Origin of the sequence: Pyxidicoccus fallax, assembly GCF_012933655.1 — a bacterium.
GTDB lineage: Bacteria > Myxococcota > Myxococcia > Myxococcales > Myxococcaceae > Myxococcus > Myxococcus fallax.
The window spans coordinates 18,213-36,689 of record NZ_JABBJJ010000098.1 but is presented as its reverse complement, the minus strand read 5'-3'; the positions used below and the strand labels follow the sequence as shown (position 1 = coordinate 36,689).

Here is an 18,477-nt window from a genome sequence, read left to right as displayed (position 1 = left end):
CGCCAGCCCCGCCCCTCCGATGTACACCTCGCCCACCACTCCCACCGGCACCGGCTCTCCGTTGCCGTCCAGCAGGTGCACGCTCGCGTTCGCGATGGGCGTGCCGATTCCCGGCAGGTCGGGCCACTGCTCCGGGTTGCCTTCCAGCCGGTACGCCGTCGCCGCGTGCGTCTCCGTCGGCCCGTACTGGTTCTCCAGCACGCATCCGGGCAGCCTCGCGAACATCCCTCGCAAGGCTGGCGTCACCCGCAGCTGCTCTCCGGCCGTGATGACTTCCTTCAGTCCGCGCGGCACCACCCCTTCCCTCTCCGCCACCTCCGCCAGGTTCTGCAGCGCCACGAACGGTAGGAACAGCCGCCCCACTCCCCTGCTGTCCATCGTCTCCAGCAGCGCCCGAGCCTCCAGCCTCAGCTCCTCGGGGATGAGCACCAGCTCTCCGCCCGCCGCCCAGGTGGAGAACAGCTCCTGGAAGCTCACGTCGAAGCTCAGCGCCGAGAACTGCAACGTCTTGCCCTTCGGCGCCACCGTGCGCTCCACCTGCCAGCGAAGCATGTTGAGCAGCGGCCCATGGGGCATCGCCACTCCCTTGGGCACTCCCGTGGAGCCCGACGTGTAGATGACGTACGCCAGGGCCTGCGGCTCCGTGAGCGACTGAGGATTGGCCTCGCTGCCACGGGCCCACTGAGCCTCGTCCGTGTCCAGGTACAGCCGCGCCGCACCGCTGGGCAGTGCGTCCTTCAGTGACTGCTGCGTGAGCACCACGGGGGCGCGCGAGGCGTCGAGCATGAGCGCCAGACGGTCTGCCGGGTAGGCCGGGTCCAGCGGCACATAGGCGCCGCCGGCCTTGAGGATGCCCAGCACGCCCACGGCCAGGTCCAACGAGCGGCGCACGCACAGGCCCACGGGCACGTCGGGCCCTATGCCCAGGCCTCGCAGGTGGTGCGCCAGCCGGTTGGCCCGCTGGTTCAGCTCCCCGTACGTCAGCCGTTGCTCCGCGAAGCTGACGGCCACCGCCTGTGGCGTCTTGTCCGCCCACACCTCGAACAGCTCGTGCACCGCGCCCGCTGGTGCATACAGCGTCCGGGTGTCGTTGAACTCCACCAGCACGCGCCGACGCTCCGCCTCGTCCATCAGCGGCAGTGCGGACAGCTTGCCCTCCGGTTGCGCGACGGCGCCCTCCAGCAGCCGCACATAGTGCGCCGCCATCCGCGCCACCGTCGCCTCGTCATACAGGTCGGTGTTGTACTCCCAGATGCACAACCACCCATCCGGGGTCTCCCGCACCGACAACGTGATGTCGAAGCGGGACACGCCGGGATCCACGACGAGCTCGCTCGCGGAGACACCGGGCAGCTCCAGGGCGGCATAGGGCATCGCGCCCTGGAGGACGAACATCACCTGGAAGAGCGGCGAGCGGCTCAGGTCGCGCACCGGCTGCAGCGCATCCACCAGTTGCTCGAAGGGGAGCTCCGAATGGGCATACGCACCCAGGCAGGCGGTACGGACCCGCCCCAGCAACTCCCGGAAGCTCTCTGCCCCCATCCCATCCACCCGCAGGGGCAACGTGTTGGCGAAGAAGCCGACGAGCCCCTCCACCTCGCGCCGGTTGCGCCCGGAAATGGGCGACCCCACCACGATGTCGCTCTGTCCGCTGTAGCGCGCCAGCAGCGCATGGAAGCCCGCCAGCAACGTCATGAACTGCGTGGCACCCCGCGAGCGGCTCAGCTCCTTCACCGCGCCGGAGAGCGCCTTGGACAGCATCACCCGCAGAACGGCCCCGCGAGCGGATTGCAAGGGAGGCCTCGGTCTGTCCGTCGGCAGCTCCAGCACGGGCGGAGCCCCGGCGAGTTGCTGCTTCCACCACGCGAGCTGCTCCTCGAGCACCTCGCCCTTCAACCACTCGCGCTGCCACTTCGCGTAGTCCGCGTACTGAACGGGCAGAGCCCCAAGCGCCGGCTCCGCACCGCGGGAGTACGCGCGGTACAGCGTGGTCAGCTCCCGCTCCACCACCCCGAGGGACCAGACGTCGCTGATGACGTGGTGCAACGTGAGCAACAACACGTGGTCCTCGGAGGCCACGCGCAACAGCCGGGCCCTCACCAGCGGGCCCTTCTCCAGGTCGAACGGGCGCCGTGCCTCCTCCTCCGCGAGCCGCTGGAGCTCCCCCTCCGCCAGGGACTCCAGGCTCTCCACGGGGAGACGGAACGCCAGCTCCGGGGCAATCCGTTGCACCGGTTGCCCATTCACCTGGGTGAACGTCGTCCGCAGCGCCTCGTGCCGGCGGATGACCTCGGCCAGGCTCCGCTCCAGGGCGGCCACGTCGAGCGGCCCCTTCAGCCGGGCGTAGGGAACGACGTTGTACGCGTGGCTACCGGGCGTGAGCTGATCGACGAACCACAGCCGCTGCTGCGCGAAGGACAACGGCGGCGCCTCTTCGCGAGATACCGGCACCAATGGCGGCGCCTTGCCTGCCGGCTTCACACCCGGCTTCGGTCCGGCCCTCTGGGAGGAGGCTCGTGAGACGCCGTCGGCCGGGGGCTGTACATCGCGCATGTTCATGTCGACTTGCCTGGGCTGCGCCTGCCTCGGGGAAAGGCAGACAAAAAGGGACCATTCCCGCCGCCACGAGGCAGCGGGTCATCATCGAAAACAGCGTTGAAGACAGGCTCAGGCCGTGCTGGCGGACATCTCCTTCAGGCGCTGGCGCAGGAGGAACTTCCGGATCTTCCCGGAGGGAGTCTTCGGCATCTCGGAGATGAGCTCCAGGCGGTCCGGCCAGTACGACACCGACATGCCGGCCTTGCGCAGATGGTCCCGCAACTCATTGAGGGTGGGCGCCTCGTCGCGAGGCACCACGACGGCACACACGCGCTCGCCGCCAATGCGATCATCCGCGTGGGCCACGACGGCGACCTCGCGCACCTTCGGATGCGCATACAGCGCCGACTCGACCTCCACGACGGGAATCTTCATCCCGTGCCGGAAGATGATGTCCTTGAGCCGGCCGGCGATGCGGATGCCGCCGCGTCCGTCGTCACGCGCCAGGTCCCCGGTATCGAACCACCCCTCGGAGTCCAGACAGGCGTTGTAGATGTCGTCGCGCAGGAAATACCCCAGGCACTGGCTCGCGCCGCGGACCAGGAGCCGCCCCGCGCCATCCGGGAAGGCCGAGCCGTCCTCGGTGGTGGCCGGGACGATCTTCACCTCCATCCAGGGCACGGGAGCGCCGTCGCTGTGGGCGGGCCAGTCGGGCGGGTCCTCGTGCCGGGTGATGGTGACGGCGCCATTCTCCGTCATGCCCCAGAGCGTGTGCAGGCGGACGCCAAACACGTCCCGCGCCTCGGCGATGAGGTGGGGCGGAACGGGAGTCGAGCCGGTGGCCAGACACTTGAGCGTGTCCGCCTTCCGGGGCCGGCGCCTCTGCGACGCGAGCATGTTCAGGTAGTACGTGGGGATCGCATACATGAATGAGATCCCATGCTCCTCGATGAGCTTGAGGTGGAAGTCGGGATCCGCCACGTCCAGATAGACGGCCGTCGCCCCGAGCAGGAGGGGCATCTGGAAGAGATAGGTGAAACCACTCGAGGCGGTGAGGAGGCTCGGCAGCGAGATGACATCCTCCGCGCCCAGCCGCATCGTCTCGCTGAGTGCCCGGGTGATGGCGTAGTTGGTGTTGTACGAGTGGACCACGCCCTTGGGCTCGCCGGTCGTCCCCGACGTGTAGAGGATATTGAACACGTCATCCGCGCGGGCCGTCAGCTCATTCAGCGCACTGGCGGTGCAATGCTCTTCCCACCGGGTGGAAACGAAGTGAGCGTCGAAGTCGACCTCTCCCTCCGCCACGCCACTGCCCGCCCCGATGAAGACGCGCTGGCGCAGGGCCGGGAGCACCGGTGCCATCTCCCGGAGCATGTCCCGGTGTGAGAACCCGGTCCAGGTCGCCGGGCCGATGTACACCTGGGCCTCGGTCCTGCCGAGGATGAACTCCACCTCTCGGCGCCGGTAGTCGGGTGGGATGGGCGCGAGCACCGCGCCGATGCGCGCGCACGCCAGCGCGAGCGCGGTGAACTGCCACCAGTTGGGGAGCTGCACGGCGACGATCTTCCCGCGTCCGACGCCCAGCTCGCGGAGGGCACCCGCGAAGCGGTCCATGTACATCCCAAGCTCCGCATAGCTGATGCGTGTGATGTCCCTGGAAAAGTACCGGGCCGCGATGATCGCCGTCTTGTCCGGATGGTGCTTGATCGCTCGGTGGAGGTCGTCGACCACGGTCGCGTCGCGCCACCAACCCTTGAGACGCCAAGCCTCCCCGGCAGCTCGCGCCGCAGCGTCGTGAAAATTTCCAGTCATTACCGTGCTCCCCTGTGTTCCTGGGATGTATATGTATTTGCGGTTGGATTCGCTAACACTTTCTTGATGGCCAAACAATGTAGCCTTTTTTTTTTACATCAGTCCCTAGCTTCACACATTGACGAGTCCTCTCTCGGTTTTTTATAGGGCTCCTGGCGAAGCATCGAAGTCAGGAATTGCATCGCTCTCCCCCCGAGAACCATGGCCCGCTCGATGACTGTAGCAATGAAAGACGCGCGTCCCGCGTCTCCGTCCGAGGATGGATTGGACTCGCTTCAAGCACAGGCAAGACGTGTCCGGCGGCTCATCGTCCGGCTCGCGGCGACCGCCTCGGGTTGCCATCTCGGAGGCTCGCTCTCCCTGACGGAAATCCTCGTGGCATTGCTGGGACGCGTCATGAAAATCAATCCCAGTGAGCCGGGCTGGGAGGGACGCGATCACCTCATCCTGTCAAAGGGACACGCCGCGGCGGGACTGTATGCGGCCCTGTCAACGTTCGGCTTCTTCGACGCCGAGGAGCTCGTCCAGCGCTACAACGCGGAAGGAAGCATCTTCACGGGCCATGTGAATGCCAGGGTTCCGGGTGTGGATTTTTCCACCGGCAGCCTGGGACACGGATTGGGTCTGGGGACAGGGTTGGCACTCGGGTACCGGCTCAAGGGATTGACCAACCGTGTCTATGTCATCTGCGGGGATGGAGAGATGGGTGAGGGCTCCAACTGGGAGGCCCTCCAGATTGCCTCGCACCAGCGCCTGTCAAATTTGACACTCATCATCGACCGGAACGGAGGGCAGAACGATGGCCCGACCGAAGCCATCCTCTCCCAGGCGGCGCTGAAGGACCGGCTGCTCATGTTTGGCTTCGAGACGGTCGAGGTGGACGGGCACGACCTGAGTGCGCTCTGCGAGGCCCTGACCATCCCCGCCGGCACGGCGCCGCGCGCCATCGTCGCGAGGACCCAGAAGGGCGCGGGTGTCCCCATGTTCAAGGGCAAGGGTCCCCACTACGCGGTCCTCTCTCCCGAGCAGCTCCGGCGCGCGCTCGTCTCCATGGGAGAGACCCCGTGAGCGAAACCCAGATGGGCGGCACGGACCTCTCGAGCGACCCCGAAGCCTGGCTCCGGGACAACCCCAAGCTCTCCAACCGGCAGATCTTCCGGCACGCGCTCGCGCGCTTCGCCGAGCAGGACCCGCGCCTCGTGCTGCTGGAGGCGGACCTCGGTGGCGGAGGCGATCCTTTCGAGGCTCGGCACAAGGACCGCTACTTCAACCTGGGGATCTGCGAGGCCACGATGCTCGACATGGCGTGCGGCATGGCGCACGTGGGGCACGTCGTCTTCGCGCACACCTTCGCGCCCTTCGGGGCGATGCGCGCGTGCGAGCAGGTGCGGCTCGGGATGGCCTACCCCCGGGCGAACGTGAAGCTCGTCTGCGACTACGGCGGCGTCTCGGGTGCGTTCTTCGGGCCCACCCACCACGCCATCGAGGACCTGGCCATCCTCCGGTCCATGCCGGGGATGCTGGTGCTCTCCCCCGCCGACGGGCTCGAGACGATTCTCGCCACGCGCGCGATGATCGACCACGCGGGCCCCGTGTACATGCGGCTCGGCCGCAACCGGGTGAGCCGGCTGGAGGAACCGCGCGGCGGCTTCACGCTCGGCCGGGCACTCTGCTTCCGCGAGGGCTCGGACGTGGGACTCATCGCGCATGGCGAGGTCGGCGTCTCCGTCGCGCTGGAGGCCGCCCAGCGGCTCGAAAGCCAGGGCGTTTCGGCGCGCGTGGTGAACATGCATACGCTCAAGCCGCTCGACGAGGCGGCGGTGCTCGAAACGGCGGAGCGCACGCGGCTGCTCGTCACGGTGGAGGAGCACACCATCCTCGGTGGGCTCGGCGGCGCGGTCTGCGAGACCGTGTGCGCGCGGGGGCTCGGCCGGCAGGTGCTCCGCATCGGCATCCAGGATCGCTACGACCCGCTCGCGGGCTCGCATGAATCGCTGCTGCGCGGGCATGGGCTCGACGGCGCGGCGGTAGCCGAACGCGTACTCGCTTCACTGTCCACAAGGAGGAACTGATGCAGCTGCAGAAGCCGATGGATGCCGCGGGAGTCAATGGTTGCCCCACGTGTGCCTTCGAGATTCTCGGAGACCACTTCATGGAGGGAGAGGTCCTCACCTGCGAGGGCTGCTCCGCCGAGCTGGAGGTGGTGGGACTCAAGCCCCTACGCCTCGCCGAGGCCCCCGAGGTCGAGGAGGACTGGGGCGAGTAGCCACCCCGTCTCGGCTCCCCATGAAGAAGATCGATCTCGTCTATACACGGCTGCGCACCGAGGAGCGGATGATCCTCGAGGCGCTCCGCAAAAGGGATTGCGCCGTCGAGCTCCACCAGGACTCGGACCTCGTCCTGTCATTGGACGCGGAGCGCTGGCCGGGTGGGAGCGTCGTCCTGATGCGGAGCATGTCGCTCACCCGCTCCCGCTATCTGGCGGCAATCCTCGAGGTGAAGGGCGCGCGCGTGGTGAACAGCGCCCGGGCCATCACCACGTGTGGGGACAAGATCCTCACGAACCTGGCACTGGCGGCGCGCGGAGTGCCCATGCCGTGGTCCTTCGCGGGCTTCGAGGAGGAGGCCTGCGTGGCGGAGATCGAACGCCGGGGCTACCCGGTGGTGACGAAGCCAGCGGTGGGCTCGTGGGGACGCATGGTCGCGCGCATCGATGGCCGTAGCGCGGCCGAGGGCCTCATGCAGATGCGCTTCGAGACGGGAAGCGCCTCGGAGCATGTGGCGCTCGTACAGCAGTACATCGACAAGCCCGGCTATGACCTGCGCGTCTACGTGATGGGCCGGGCGGTGGGAGGTATCCGCCGGCGCTCGGAGCATTGGGTGACTAACACCGCCCGGGGCGCCGTTCCCGAGGCGTACGAGGTGCCCGCGTCGCACGCGAAGCTCGCGGAGCGCGCGGCGGCGGCCGTCGGAGCGGACATCGCGGCCGTGGACCTGCTCGAGACGCGTGACGGAGAAGTCCTGGTGAATGAGATCAACCACTGCGTGGAGTTCGCGCGAAGCATCGAGTTCACCCGGGTTCCGCTGCCGGAGCTGATCGCCGACTACGCCATCGGGGTGCTCCCATGACGCGCGTGGCGGTATTGGGAGCCGCGGGCTACACGGGGGGCGAGCTGCTGCGGATGCTGCTGGCGCACCCGGGCGTGGAGGTGGTGCAGGCCACCTCGGATCAATTCGCGGGCAAGCGGCTCGACTACCCGCATCCGAACCTGCGCGGAATGAGTTCGCTGCGCTTCGTCCCGCACGACGCGCTGGAGCCGTGCGACCTGCTCGTGAGCTGCATGCCCCAGGGCGGGCTCATCAACCGCTGGGCCCGGGTGCGCGAGCTCGCGGGCCGGGTGATTGACCTGAGCGCGGACTTCCGGCTGGCCCCGGCGGCGCACGAGCGCTGGTACAAGAAACACCCACGGCCCGCGGGCGTGCCGGGGTTCGTCTACGCCTTGCCCGAATGGACGGCCAGCGAGCTTCCCGAGGCCCGCTATGTGGCGGTGCCCGGCTGCATGGCCCACGCCTCGCTGCTGGGAATCCTCCCACTGGTGCGCGCGGGCCTGGTGAAGCCGGAGCTCGTCGTCGACGCGAAGACGGGCTCCTCCGGAGGCGGTGCCACGCCGGATCGGGCCTCCCACCACCCCGAGCGCGCCTCCGCGCTGCGTTGCTACAAGCCGGTGGGACACCGGCACACGGGAGAGATTGAAAACGTCGTCGAGCGGCTCACGGGGACGCGTCCGAGCGTGCACTTCAGCGCCACGGCCATCCCGAGCGTGCGGGGCATCCTCGCGACGGTGCACGGCTTCACCACGAGGCCCCTGGACGAGGCCGAGCCGCTCCGGGCGATCGCGATGGCCTACCGCGAGAAGCCCTTCGTGCGGCTCATCCGGCCCAACACGAGCGCCTCGCCCTTCCCCGAGCCCGGCCCGCTGCAGGGGACGAACTATTGTGACCTCTCCGTCGACGTGGACCCGGAGCGGAACCGGATCGTCGTCAACGTGGCGCTCGACAACCTGATGAAGGGCGCGGCGGGCACGGCCGTGCACGCCATGAACCTGATGCTCGGCCGTTCCGAGACCGAGGGCCTCGGCTTCCGGGGCCTGCATCCCATCTGAAGCACCCCGCGGTTTCCGAGTCCGCGGCCACACGCAGTCCACATCACCCAGACCGGGAGCAGACATGAGCACCAATGGTACCGCGGGGACCGAGCTGTCCCCTGGGCGGGCTTTTGCCAACGCCGTCATCGCGCAGGGCACGAAGGCGTCCGTGGAGTTCTCCACGACAATCACGGACTCCTTCCCGGGCTTCAAGCGCCGTCCCCGCATCGCGGTGCGCGGCCTTTTCAAGGTCGTGAAGGCCGAACAGCAGCACATCAAGTACTGGTACGAGACCCGTCCCCAGTCCGAGCTCACCGAGCACGTCATCGACGCGCAGCTGCGGCAGGAAGCCACGTTCGAGTTCCACTCGGACAAGACGCAGCTCAAGCCGACCACGGCGTGGGTGCAGCTCAATCCCGCCCTGCTGGATGACCCCGAGGCGCTCGCGACGTTCATCGACTACCGGCTGCTGGTGCGCCTGTGCACGGCGGAGAACCAGGCGCTCGCACGGGGCCCCGGTGGTGAGCGCGTGCGCGGTCTGCTGGAGACTCCGGGCGTCACCCGTCTGGCGCCTCGTGAGACGCCCGTGGCCTCGCTGCTGGCGGCGTGCAATCGCGTGGAGCAGGTGGGTGGCTCGGCCGACGGCATCCTCATGAATCCGGAGGACTACTACCGCTACTTCGTCGGGCAGGGCAGCCTGCTGAAGGACCTCGCGGACATGGGCGTGCGCATCGCCCGCGCGCGCATGGTCAACCCGGGCACCGTCATCGTTGGGGACTACACCGCCGCCGCCACCATCTTCGACAGCGGCCGCTCCATCATCCGCTTCGCCGAGCCCCCCAAGGGCATCTTCCCGCGCGAGGGCCTCGCCGTGTGCGGTGAGATTCAAGAGGCGCTCGTCGTCCACCTGCCGACGCACTTCTACGTGGCCTCGCTGGTCTGACGCGGAACCGTTTCACGGACATCCAGGCAGTGCGCACAGGGGGCGAGCGTGACTCAATCCACCATCAAGGTTCTCTACATCACCGGCTGGTGCCGCAATGGCAGCACCATCCTTGGAAACGTTCTCAACGAGGTGAAGGGCTTCTTCCACACCGGCGAGCTCAGCTTCCTCTGGAAGAATGCCTACGGCCACGGCTCGAATACCTTCTGCGGCTGCGGCGAGGCCCTTACCCGCTGCGGCGTCTGGTCGAAGGTGCTCGAGGAGGAAGCTCCCTCGGGGAGCACTCCCGAGGCCCACGCCCGGGAGGTCGTGCGGCGGCAGACGCGGGCCGTGCGGACCCGTCACACGTGGAGCATCCTGCGCGAGGGCACCCGCTCGGAGGATGTCCGCGAGTACGCCGCCACGCTGAGCCGGACGTACCGCGCCATCGCGAAGGCCACGGGCAGCCACACGCTCGTGGACAGCGGCAAGCTCCCGTCCGAGGCGGCGCTCCTTCCACACGTGGAGGGCGTCACGCCGTATTTCCTCTACCTCGTGAGGGATCCGCGCGCCGCCACGCACTCGTGGACGAAGACGAAGCAGTACGTCGTCCCCATGTCCGCGCTGCGCAGCACCAGCTACTGGGTCGGCTTCAATCTCGCGTCCGAGGCCGTCATCCAGCGCTACCCCGAGCGCTCGTTCTTCCTGCGCTACGAGGACTTCATCGCCGAGCCCGCCTCGGTGGTGGGAGCGCTGCTCGAGCACGTCGGCGCGCGGGACGCGGTCAACCCGGTGCAGGGCCGCACCGTCCACCTGGGGAAGAACCACACCGTCACTGGCAATCCGGACCGCTTCCGCAGCGGGCCCACGCTCCTGCGGCCCGAGGACGAGTCCTGGCGCAAGGAGCTCCCCGCGCGCGCGAGGAACATCACCCAGGCGCTGTCGTGGCCGCTGATGGCCCGCTACGGCTACTTCCAACCCCGGCGCACCCAGGCCCGCGAGCCGGTGCGCACCGACACCGCGGCCCGTGACGGAAAGGAGGCGCTCCGTGGAACTGGGACTGACCGGTAGGGTCGCGCTCGTGGCGGGAGGCTCCAGCGGCCTGGGGCTCGCCGTCGCCGAGGAGCTGGCGAAGGAAGGCGCTCACGTCGCCATCGGCGCGAGGGACACCGCGAAGCTCTCGCGGGCCGAGCGACGATTGAAGGAGCTCGCCCGGGGCCAGGTGCTCACGACGGCGGTGGACTTGAAGAATCCCGACGCCGTCCGCCACTGGGTGGAGGAGGTCGCCGGCCGCATGGGGGCACTCCACATCGCGGTGACGAACAGCGGCGGGCCGCCTCCGGGCCCGGCGACGAAGTTCGAGCTCGGCGCCTACAAGGACGCCGTGGACTCGGTCCTGCTGCCGCCCATCAGCCTGGCCCTGGCCGCCCTGCCCTACATGAAGGCGGCGCGCTGGGGACGGCTGCTCTTCATCACCTCCGAGACCGTCGTGCGGCCCGTGGCCCGCTTCGCCCTCTCGGGCTTCTCGCGGCTGGGCATCGTCGGGTTCGCCTCCGCGCTCGTGCAGGAACTCGGAGACTGCGGCGTCACCGTCAACGTCCTGGCCCCCGGCTACACCCGCACGCCTCCCGTCGAGCGCACCGCCGGAACGAACACCGACGGAGACGTGGACGCCGGGCTTCGCGCCATGGCGGCCCATATTCCGCTGCGCCGCGTGGGGCTCCCCGAGGAGTTCGCCGCCGCCGCCACCTTCCTCGCCAGCGAGCGGGCCTCGTTCATCACCGGGACGGTCCAGCTCGTCGATGGCGGCGCGAGTGTGATCGGATGAGCGCGCCACTCCCTTCCAGCAAGCCGGACGTCCGCCCCATCGTGGTCAAGATTGGCGGCGCGGCGGGCGTTGATCTCGAGAACGTCTGCAACGATGTCGTGGAGCTCATCCGCTGCGGCGAGCGCGTCGTGGTGGTCAATGGAGGCTCGGAGGCGGGCGAACGCGTGCTGAAGGCCTTCTCGCTCGAGCGCCCCGAGGTGACGACCCCCACCGGTACCGTGGTGCGCCTCACCCACGTCACCACGCTGCGCGTCCTGATGATGGCGTGGGTGGGTGAGGTGAACAAACGCGTCGTCCTCGCCCTCGCGGAGCGCGGCATTCCCGGCGTCGGGCTCTGCGGCGCGGACGGCAGGGTGCTCGTCGCGAAGCGGCGGCCCCCGCTGAAGATCCACGACGGCGGACGGGTCCGCATCGATCGGGAGCACCTCGCCGGGGAAATCCACTCGGTGAATACGGGCCTCCTGTCGATGCTGCTGGACCAGGGCTACGTGCCCGTCGTCTGCCCTCCCGCCATCACCGAGGAGGGCGTGCTCGTGAATGTCGACGCGGACCAGATCGCCGCGTCCATTGCCACCGCGCTCGGCGCCCGCGCGCTCGTGATGCTGTCGAACGTGCCCGGGCTGCTGGAGAACCCGAACGAGCCCCTGACGCTCGTGCGCTCCAGCGACGACGTGGAGGGCTGCATGCAACTGGCCGCCGGACGCATGCGCTACAAGCTGGACGCCGCGCGCAAGGCGCTCCAGGGCGGAGTCCCCTCGGTGTACGTGAGTTCCTCGCGCGTGCCCCGGCCGGTGTTCGTCGCCCTCACCGAGGAGTCCGGCACGAAGTTCACCCTCCCCCGGAAGCAGCAGGAGGTCGCGAATGCGCGCACGTGAGAAGACCATCGAGTTCCTCAAGTGGATGGTGGAGCAGTACAGCCCCAGCCACCACGAGCAGGCCTTCTCCCGCGCGCTGGCGGAGCGGCTGGAGCAGCGAGGCTGGCGCGCGCACACCGATGAGGTGGGCAACACCATCGCGAGCATGGGTGACGGTGACACGTGCATCGCGCTGCTCGGGCACATCGACACGGTGCCCGGAGAGGTGCCGGTGCGCATCGAGGACGGACGGCTCTTCGGGCGCGGCACCGTGGACGCCAAGGGAGCCATTGGCGCCTTCATCGAGGCCGTGGAGCTGCTCGACGCGAGCGAGCGGGCCGGGAAGAAGTTCCTGCTGCTCGGGTGCGTCGAGGAGGAGGTGGCCATCACCCGCGGCGCCTTCCACGTGCGCGAGCGGTACCGTCCGGACTTCGTCATCAACGGCGAGCCGAGCGGCGCCCACGCGCTCACCATCGGATACAAGGGGCTCGTCCGGGCCGAGCTCGAGTACCGCGCGAGCCGGCGCCACACGGCGAGCCGCGACTACCGCGCCGCCGCCGAGCACCTCGTCGAGGCGTGGAACGCGCTGCGCGCGCGCTGCGACGAATGGAACAGCGAGCGCCCGCTCTTCGAGCAGGACCTCCCCTCGCTGACGTCCTTCCAGACGGGCTCCACGGACACCGAGGAGTGGGCCCGGGCCAGCATCAACGTCCGCACGGGGCCCGCCACCGATGGCGAGCAGTTGTTGTCATTGCTGGGGAGCGTTCCCGGCGTCAGCGTGAAGGCGCTCTCGAACAAGGGCGCTGTCAGCACGGACGGGAACGATGAGCTCTCACGCGCGTTCAAGAAGGCCATCCGCGAGCGGGGCGCCAGACCGACGCTTCGGCTGAAGACGGGGACGTCCGACTGGAACACCGTGGCGGCGGCCTGGCAGGTGCCCACGCTCGCCTACGGTCCCGGCGACTCCTCGCTGGACCACACCCCCCATGAGCACATCGGCCTCGACGAATACGAGGAAGGAGTCGCGGTGCTCTCTCGCGTTCTCGCCCTGCTCCCCACCCGGCCATGATTCCTCCCTTCACCGAAGAGCACGACACATTCCGCAAGACGGTCCGGCGATTCGTGGAGAAGGAGCTGGCCCCCCACGCCCTGGAATGGGACCAGGCGGGCCTCTTCCCGCGAGAGCTCTTCCGCAAGTGCGGCGAGCTGGGCCTCTTCGGCATCCACCATGATCCGAAGTACGGCGGCAGCGGGCTGGACTACTGGTTCGTGACGGTCTTCGCCGAGGAGCTGGCGCGCGGCGATAACGCGGGCGTCAGCATGGCGCTGATGGTCCAAGGGCAGATGGCCACGCCCATCATCAACGACGTCGGCACCGAGGAACAGAAGCGCGAGTTCCTCGCTCCGGCGCTCGCGGGAGAGAAGATCGCCGCGCTCGGGATGAGCGAGCCGGGCGCGGGCTCGGACCTGGCGAACCTGCGCACCACCGCGAGGCGGGACGGGGATGACTACGTCATCAACGGCTCGAAGATGTGGATCACGAACGGCACGCGGGCGGACTTCCTGGTGCTGGCGGTGCGGACCGGAGGCCCGGGCGCCGCGGGGATTTCGCTGGTGACGTTCCCCACGGACGTGAAGGGCTTCTCGGTGTCGAAGAAGCTCGACAAGGTGGGCCATCGCTCCTCGGATACGGCCATCCTCTTCTTCGAGGACTGCCGCATCCCCGCGCGCTACGTGCTGGGAAGGGAGAACGACGGCTTCTTCCACATCATGAACAGCTTCCAGGGCGAGCGGCTGGTGACGGGCATCAACGCCGTCGCCATGATGCAGCGGATGCTCGAGGAAGCCATCCGCTACGGCCGCGAGCGCGAGGCGTTCGGCAAGCGGCTCATCGAGTACCAGGTGTGGCGCCACAAGTTCGCCGAGCACCTGACCTCGGTGGCGGCCGCTCGGCAGCTCACGTATCACACGGTGGAGCTCTTCCAGCGCAAGCGGCGGCCGTTGAGGGAGATCTCCATGGTGAAGCTGTACACGGCGGACCTCGCCCAGCGGGTGGCCTACGACTGCCAGCAGTTCTACGGAGGCATGGGCTACATCGAGGAGACGCACATCGCGCGGGCCTGGAGGGACGTGCGCATGCTCACCATCGGAGGCGGGACCTCCGAGATGATGAAGGAGATCATCGCCCAGACCGCGGGGATGTAGCGCGAGACCGGGAAGGAGGGGCAGCGCATGGACGACGGATCGACTGCAGGTAATCCCGGTGGAGAGCGACTCCCAGCCCACGCAGCACTTCATCCTCAATGCCATCCGGCTGGTGAAGTGCATCCTCTCCTCGTGCTTCAGCCACGCGCTGGCTTCGTGGGGATGACCCGCGCGGCCCTGTCACCGTGTGGTGGCCCCCTCTCCGGGTTCGGAACACCGTCAGGATGAACCCCAAGGTGTGCGAAAGTGTACCGCCTCTGCATGGGGCTGACTGCTCGGCGGCTATTCGTCCTTTCCGGCTCCGGCCAACGGAAGCCCGGCAAGTGGAGAGCGCTCTAATAGAGCGACGAGCGCCGCAGGCGTGAGTCCCTTGTCGACAAAGGACTGCTGGGCCTTCGCTCGCCATTCGAGGTCTCCGGCTTGCGGAAAGGCGAGCCACAACTCGCGCAGGGTGGCCAGTGCCTGCGTGGCCCAACCCCGCAGCTGCTCACGGTGCCAATAGTCGACCCCCTCCGCATGGGGCTGCGCTCCAGCCTTGATGCTTGTACACGGTGACACAAGCACGGCGATGGCACGTACACCCTCTCGCAGTCGGCCGTGCGCCGCCACCCAGTCCGGGTGACTCTTCGCCTGACGTACCTTGTTGGCCCCGATTGGCTGGGAGGGGTCCTTCACATCCGTATGCGCCTCGAAGACGATGCCGAAGTCCTGCCCGAGCCGCCAGAGCACATCGGGCGCCGCTTCTTCTGCTGCGGGGCGTTCGGACTCGTATCCCAACAAGCGGCCCAGACTCTCCAGCGCCGACTCGAATGGTGCGGCTTCCGCGCGACCAAGTCCCTCGGCAACGCTCTTGAACTGCGCCTCAATCTTCCTCGCGTTGGCGGTTCCCAGCGCCTCGAGAGAAGCCTCCAGCCCCGTGATGAGTCTCGCCAGGAGGGCATCCTCTTCCTCCACCGCCGCTGGGGCTTCCATGGAGGGCCTGCTGAGTTCGACGAGCCACGAAACCGAAGGGAGCGCCTGGGCCGCTTTGCGGTAATGCTCGACCGAGACCTGGCGCATCGGAACATTGCCCCGCTGTGCGGCTTGGTACGCGACGCTCGCTGCCAGGTAGTTCCAGAACGCACGGTAGCCGGCCACCTCCGGTCCGTTGAGGGACGTCAACACCTGACGAGCCGCATCGAGCGCCTCCTCGAACCGGCGGTTCCAGAACTCCTTCTGGAATCGCACCTCGTGCTTTACGGCCTCGCGCAACTTGGGAAGCGCGGGACGTGTCTCGCGCTGCCTGGTCTCGCGCAGGCTGACGATGGCCCCATCCGCGCTTTGCCAATCCGGACTGCGGGCGAGCAGGTCGGCGAGGTATCCACGGAACTCCTCTGATCCGGTGACATTCTTCGACTGATAGATGCCAAACTCCAGCTCCGCCTGGAGCTCCGGATGCAACAGGCGCCGAATCTCATCCTGCTGAAGCAGCCGCGTCAGGTCGTAGCCCAGCACCACCACGGCCGCGTAGTCTGTCGGTGTGCGCGTGCAGCGGCCAGCTCCCTGCACGATGCGAGTGAGGACCCGGTCCTCAAGCAGGAGGGTCGCCGCCATGCGGGAGCTGAGAAACCGCTCCTGTAGATTGAGGCCACGGGGCTGACCCCACAGAATCAGGAGCCGGCACTCGTCCTCGCTGAAGTCGATGCCGTCATAGCGGGCCGCCATGACGGCCACCGCGCGGTCCCTGTTCACGAAGGGCTTCTTGGACTCCTCGATTTCGTTAGCGCTGAACACCTCGTAGCCGGTCTTCTCCCGTACCTCTTCGCCTACTCCTTCTTCGGCGGCATCGTCCGTCACGAGGATGGTGGCCCGGGGGACCTGCTTGACGAGGTTGTAGGCCACCTCACGGGCGTCGAGTTCCTCCAGGCTCAGCTCCGGAAACAGGAAGAGACGGCGTCCGATGCCCTGCTTGTCCCACCCAGCGGGAGCCGGCAGACGCTTGATGGACTCCACTCCCCAAAGTCGCTCCAGCTCGCCGCCCTCGCCCAGGGTGGCGGACATGTAAATGCGCTGCTTGATGCTCGCGAAGGGCGCATGGGTCCAGGTTGGGGGGATGAGCGGCCGCAACAGAATGGAGTCCACTCCAACGTATAGACAACTGGAGTGGAGCCCGCTCCGCAGGAGCTTCCAGTGGTGTTTGTGCTCATCGCTCGTCGCGTGCTCGTCGATGAGCGCCATGAGGCTGGTTTCAAGAGGGGCAATTCGCTGGAACGGAATCTTCTCGACCCATGTTCGGTGAATTGGGTCCTCTTCCGTGGAGGAGAACCGGAGAAGGTCGTTGGGAGACAGGATGGGCTGCAACAATCCGAGGAGTGCGTTGAAGAAACCTTCGTCACGTCTTCGCAGTACGCGCAGTGACCAGGTGCCCGCGACGTAGTTTTCAGCTGCATGGGCATCATCGAAGACGGCGACTTCCGCGTTGTCGAAGAATGGGTTCGTGTTGAAGAGACCGTTGTAGGTCGTGACGGCCACACACTCGCCGCCGAGGTACGCGGAGCGTGCGGCGGGCGTGAAGTCGCGCTGAGGCCCGGTGAAGACCTTCGCCTCGATGCCATACTTGTTGGTGGCCTGCTCGACCACCTGATGTGCCAACTGCCGTGTGGGACACAGGAAGGCAACGCGCCTGCCGTGCTTGAGCCGATTCCACTCCGCGATGAGGAGCCCCACGAGCGTCTTTCCGCTACCTGTCGGTAGCTGGAGGGCGACATCGCGTTCATCCAGTGGCAGTTGATGGTAGGCACGCAGCATGTCGGCTTGGTGCGACAGGAGTCCTGGCACCTTGCGGTTGCGCAAGTCCTGGAAGAGCGACTCGGCGTTCTCGACAGACACACTTCGCTTCTGCGGAAGTTTGAAGGGCATGTCCGTGAGCGTAGGGAGCGGCCGATACGTGGCCCATACTCCCGAGGAGGTATGCGCGGGCGCGGCATCGCGGTCCCGGCGGCTCCCTCGCTCATCTGTCAGAAGTGCCGAGCATTGCCGTGAATATCGAGCCGCCTGTCATCCACCTACCAATCTCGAGTCCGATTGGGGTAGAGCGCCTTCGCGATGCGGAGCCCCGTCGTCTCTGGCAGCCAACGGCTACGAGGGCGCTTTCGCTCGGATCCGAGCCCTGAAACCGCGAGCGTCCTTCGCACTTCACTATTCCAGGGATGCCACGCATTCCGCTGGAAGAGTGGTGCATAGGCGAAGACGAAGGCAGACCCGTCCTTGGCACTATCCGTGACCTCGACCAGGGCGACCTTCCTCTCCACATTGTCCACGACCAGCCCCCGATGTCCCCTTTTGAGATTGCTCAAAGATGCGACACGGTGACGCAGCCATTCGTCGGCTGAACCGTCGAGCAGCCGCCCCACCCGCTCAACTGTTTCCGCGTCGGCCTCCCTTTCGACGGTGGTGACAAAGAAGCGCTCCTTCCCGGCGCTCGCGACCACATTGCCGCCGCTCCGTACCTTTCTCGTGCCGTGCAGGTCGAGAACTGGGCGCTCCGATTCCTTGTAGGTGTCCACGAAGTTCTTGGAAAGACTCTTGCCGCGCTCCCACTCGGCTTCGAATGCCCGCCTGAGCACGCTCAAATCAGTGCCGTCCCACGGTCCGCGGATCTCAACGATGAGCTCTCCCTCGGCTTGCAGTCCTCCGTCCGTGAAGTTCGCCGAACCCACCCAGGCGACTCCCTGTCCGTCCGGGAGCCGCCACAGGTAGAGCTTCTCGTGAAAGTCGCCGTGGGCCTTGCAGCGCCAGATCCGTCCCTTGAGCCGCTTCTGGTTCTGGAGCTCCAGCAGACGGCGGAAGGTCGCCTGGCGCGTGTTGTTCCCGAACGTTCCCGTGAGGAAACAGATGCTCGGCAGGTGCTCGGTGGCCGCGGAGAGCATGTCCTCGACAGCGTTCTTGCTCACGAAGGCCGTGGCCAGGTGAAATTCCTCGCATTGCCCCACCAGCCAAGCCATTCTCTTCGCCAGGGGACGCAGCGGCGTGTTTCTGAGCACTTTGAGTCTGACCACCGGGTTGCCTCCATCCATTTGGGCCATCGCGACCCTTGTGGGCCTGTGTGATGTAGCGCATGGAAGCCCATCCCAGGACGGCGGCCACGGTTCGAGCGGGAGCATGGCCTTCGGACACCGGGCCGTCACTACCACC

At 67.4% G+C, this 18,477-nt stretch carries 15 protein-coding genes; 11 read left to right on the top strand and 4 right to left on the bottom strand.

Features of this window, described 5'->3' with window-relative positions; translation table 11 throughout:
• Positions 1-2,421 (bottom strand): non-ribosomal peptide synthetase (locus HG543_RS21635; RefSeq protein WP_169346722.1); only part of this gene is annotated, 2,421 nt, incomplete at its 3' end.
• A gap of 246 nt (positions 2,422-2,667) precedes the next feature.
• Positions 2,668-4,269, bottom strand: a complete 1,602-nt coding sequence (locus tag HG543_RS21630; protein ID WP_343073408.1) for an AMP-binding protein — start codon at positions 4,267-4,269, stop codon at positions 2,668-2,670.
• A 306-nt stretch (positions 4,270-4,575) separates the two neighbouring features.
• Between HG543_RS21630 and HG543_RS21625 the strand changes: the two genes are divergently transcribed.
• The 11 genes from HG543_RS21625 (at position 4,576) to HG543_RS21575 (ending at position 14,304) form a co-directional block, all read left to right on the top strand.
• On the top strand, positions 4,576-5,418 hold the full coding sequence (locus HG543_RS21625; RefSeq protein ID WP_169346720.1) for a transketolase: 843 nt from the start codon (positions 4,576-4,578) through the stop codon (positions 5,416-5,418).
• Complete coding sequence (locus tag HG543_RS21620) at positions 5,415-6,422, top strand: transketolase C-terminal domain-containing protein (protein WP_169346719.1); 1,008 nt, start codon at positions 5,415-5,417, stop codon at positions 6,420-6,422. The genes HG543_RS21625 and HG543_RS21620 overlap by 4 nt, the downstream gene beginning before the upstream one ends.
• A complete protein-coding gene (gene lysW, locus HG543_RS21615) occupies positions 6,422-6,616 on the top strand; it encodes a lysine biosynthesis protein LysW (RefSeq protein WP_169346718.1) in 195 nt (64 codons plus the stop codon). The genes HG543_RS21620 and lysW overlap by 1 nt, the downstream gene beginning before the upstream one ends.
• Before the next feature lie 20 nt (positions 6,617-6,636).
• Positions 6,637-7,479 (top strand): RimK family alpha-L-glutamate ligase, encoded by an 843-nt coding sequence (locus tag HG543_RS21610; protein ID WP_169346717.1) that lies wholly within the window; start codon positions 6,637-6,639, stop codon positions 7,477-7,479.
• Positions 7,476-8,513, top strand: a complete 1,038-nt coding sequence (argC, locus tag HG543_RS21605) for an N-acetyl-gamma-glutamyl-phosphate reductase (RefSeq protein WP_169346716.1) — start codon at positions 7,476-7,478, stop codon at positions 8,511-8,513. Before HG543_RS21610 ends, argC begins: the two co-directional genes overlap by 4 nt.
• Before the next feature lie 64 nt (positions 8,514-8,577).
• The gene (locus HG543_RS21600; protein ID WP_169346715.1) at positions 8,578-9,438 is read left to right on the top strand and encodes a family 3 encapsulin nanocompartment shell protein; all 861 of its coding nucleotides are present in this window, start codon (positions 8,578-8,580) and stop codon (positions 9,436-9,438) included.
• Between the two features lie 48 nt (positions 9,439-9,486).
• Complete coding sequence (locus tag HG543_RS21595) at positions 9,487-10,488, top strand: sulfotransferase (protein ID WP_169346714.1); 1,002 nt, start codon at positions 9,487-9,489, stop codon at positions 10,486-10,488.
• Positions 10,466-11,245 carry an SDR family oxidoreductase gene (locus HG543_RS21590; RefSeq protein WP_169346713.1) on the top strand — a complete coding sequence of 260 codons (780 nt, stop codon included), beginning with the start codon at positions 10,466-10,468 and terminating at the stop codon, positions 11,243-11,245. Before HG543_RS21595 ends, HG543_RS21590 begins: the two co-directional genes overlap by 23 nt.
• Positions 11,242-12,120, top strand: coding sequence for a [LysW]-aminoadipate kinase (locus HG543_RS21585; RefSeq protein ID WP_169346712.1), 879 nt, complete (start codon positions 11,242-11,244; stop codon positions 12,118-12,120). Before HG543_RS21590 ends, HG543_RS21585 begins: the two co-directional genes overlap by 4 nt.
• On the top strand, positions 12,107-13,168 hold the full coding sequence (locus HG543_RS21580; protein WP_169346711.1) for a M20/M25/M40 family metallo-hydrolase: 1,062 nt from the start codon (positions 12,107-12,109) through the stop codon (positions 13,166-13,168). Before HG543_RS21585 ends, HG543_RS21580 begins: the two co-directional genes overlap by 14 nt.
• Positions 13,165-14,304 (top strand): acyl-CoA dehydrogenase family protein, encoded by a 1,140-nt coding sequence (locus tag HG543_RS21575; RefSeq protein ID WP_169346710.1) that lies wholly within the window; start codon positions 13,165-13,167, stop codon positions 14,302-14,304. The genes HG543_RS21580 and HG543_RS21575 overlap by 4 nt, the downstream gene beginning before the upstream one ends.
• Before the next feature lie 282 nt (positions 14,305-14,586).
• Here the strand turns inward: HG543_RS21575 and HG543_RS21570 are convergent, their stop codons facing one another.
• Both HG543_RS21570 and HG543_RS21565 read right to left on the bottom strand, forming a co-directional pair.
• Complete coding sequence (locus HG543_RS21570) at positions 14,587-17,172, bottom strand: DEAD/DEAH box helicase (protein ID WP_169346709.1); 2,586 nt, start codon at positions 17,170-17,172, stop codon at positions 14,587-14,589.
• A 176-nt stretch (positions 17,173-17,348) separates the two neighbouring features.
• On the bottom strand, positions 17,349-18,368 hold the full coding sequence (locus HG543_RS21565) for a restriction endonuclease PLD domain-containing protein (RefSeq protein ID WP_169346708.1): 1,020 nt from the start codon (positions 18,366-18,368) through the stop codon (positions 17,349-17,351).
• Between the last annotated feature and the right edge of the window lie 109 nt (positions 18,369-18,477).